At 60.9% G+C, this 1,342-nt stretch carries 1 protein-coding gene and 1 pseudogene; both read left to right on the top strand.

Annotation, left to right across the window (positions count from 1 at the left end; translation table 11 throughout):
• Nucleotides 1-138 (top strand): annotated as a pseudogene (locus HX846_RS35915) (FAD-binding oxidoreductase); the annotation flags it as partial.
• A 17-nt stretch (nucleotides 139-155) separates the two neighbouring features.
• Nucleotides 156-1,187 (top strand): ABC transporter substrate-binding protein, encoded by a 1,032-nt coding sequence (locus HX846_RS35910; RefSeq protein WP_003218283.1) that lies wholly within the window; start codon nucleotides 156-158, stop codon nucleotides 1,185-1,187.
• Nucleotides 1,188-1,342: the final 155 nt, after the last annotated feature.

The raw sequence follows: 1,342 nt of genomic DNA, 5'->3' as shown, positions 1-1,342 counted from the left end.
CTGCTCCACGGTTTCGGCTTTGCCGGCGCCGGGTTCCAGCTCGGCCCTGCGGTCGGTGAAGCCCTGGCAGAGATCGTCTGCACGGGGGCCAGCCGGCAGCCCATCGAAGCATTTTCCATCCGTCGTTTCCAAGCCTGAGAGGAAGATTCATGCACATGATCAAACGTACTGCGCTGTCTTGCCTGTCCCTCGCCCTGTTGAGCACGGCGGCCCACGCCGCACCGACGCTGTACCTGGGCATGAACGGCGGCACCATGGAGCGGGTCTACGCCGACAAGGTGCTGCCCGCGTTCGAAAAGGCCAACAACGTCAAGGTGGTGATCGTGCCGGGCACCTCGTCGGACATCCTGGCCAAGGTGCAGGCCAACAAGGACAACCCGCAGATGCACGTGATGTTCCTCGACGACGGCATCATGTACCGCGCGATTTCCATGGGGTTGTGCGAGAAGCTCACGCCCAACCCGACCCTGGACCAGATTCCGGCCAAGGCGAAGATCAAGGAAGAAGCGGTTGCGGTGACGCTCGGGGTGACCGGGTTGGGTTACAACGCCAAGATGTTCAAGGAAAAGGGCTGGGCGCCGCCGACGTCGTGGATGGACCTGGCCGACCCGCGCTTCAAGGACAAGGTGGTGTTCCAGTCGTTGGCCTCGTCCACATTTGGGTTGCACGGGTTCCTCATGTTCAACCGGATTCAGGGGGGTAGCGAGACCAACGTGGAGCCGGGGTTCAAGGCCTGGCCGAAAACCGTCGGGCCCAACGTGCTGGAGTACATCGCCAGCTCGGCGAAGATTTCCGAGATGGTGCAGACGGATGAGGCGGCGATCTTTCCGCTGACGCCGACGCAGGTGACCACGCAGCAGTTGTTGGGTGTGCCGATGGAGTATGCGCAGCCGAAGGAAGGCGCGGTGGTGTTGAACGTGGCGGAGTGTGTGATTGCGCGGAATGACCAGCCGGAGTTGGCGCAAAAACTGGCGCAGTTCTTGTTGACCGCAGAGGCTCAGGCGCCGGCTTTGGAACTGGGGGATCAGATTCCTTCGAATCCTACGACGCCGACTACCGACAAAACCCGGGCGCGGGTGGAGGCGATGAACAGTTATTTGCAGACGGCGATTTCGATTGACTGGGACCAGGTGAACCAGGCACGGCCCGAGTGGAATGCGCGGTGGAGTCGGTCGATTGAGCGGTAGGCTTTGGGGGTGAATATCCGTTATTTGGGTGATGGCTTAAATTGGTTCCGCTCTTACAGCGGCTCACTTTTGAACAGCGCAAAAGTAAGCAAAACGCTCTTGCCCCACCACTCGGCTCCTCGCTGTGGCTCGGAGTGCCCAAACACCGGCATTTG

Origin of the sequence: Pseudomonas sp. K5002, from assembly GCF_013386655.1 — a bacterium.
Classification (GTDB): Bacteria; Pseudomonadota; Gammaproteobacteria; order Pseudomonadales; family Pseudomonadaceae; genus Aquipseudomonas.
This window is presented reverse-complemented; position numbering and strand designations above follow the sequence as displayed.

Bases quoted from the DNA above. Each gene is read 5' to 3' on its own strand.
- HX846_RS35910 (WP_003218283.1), top strand. From the start codon at position 156: ATGATCAAACGTACTGCGCTGTCTTGCCTGTCCCTCGCCCTGTTGAGC.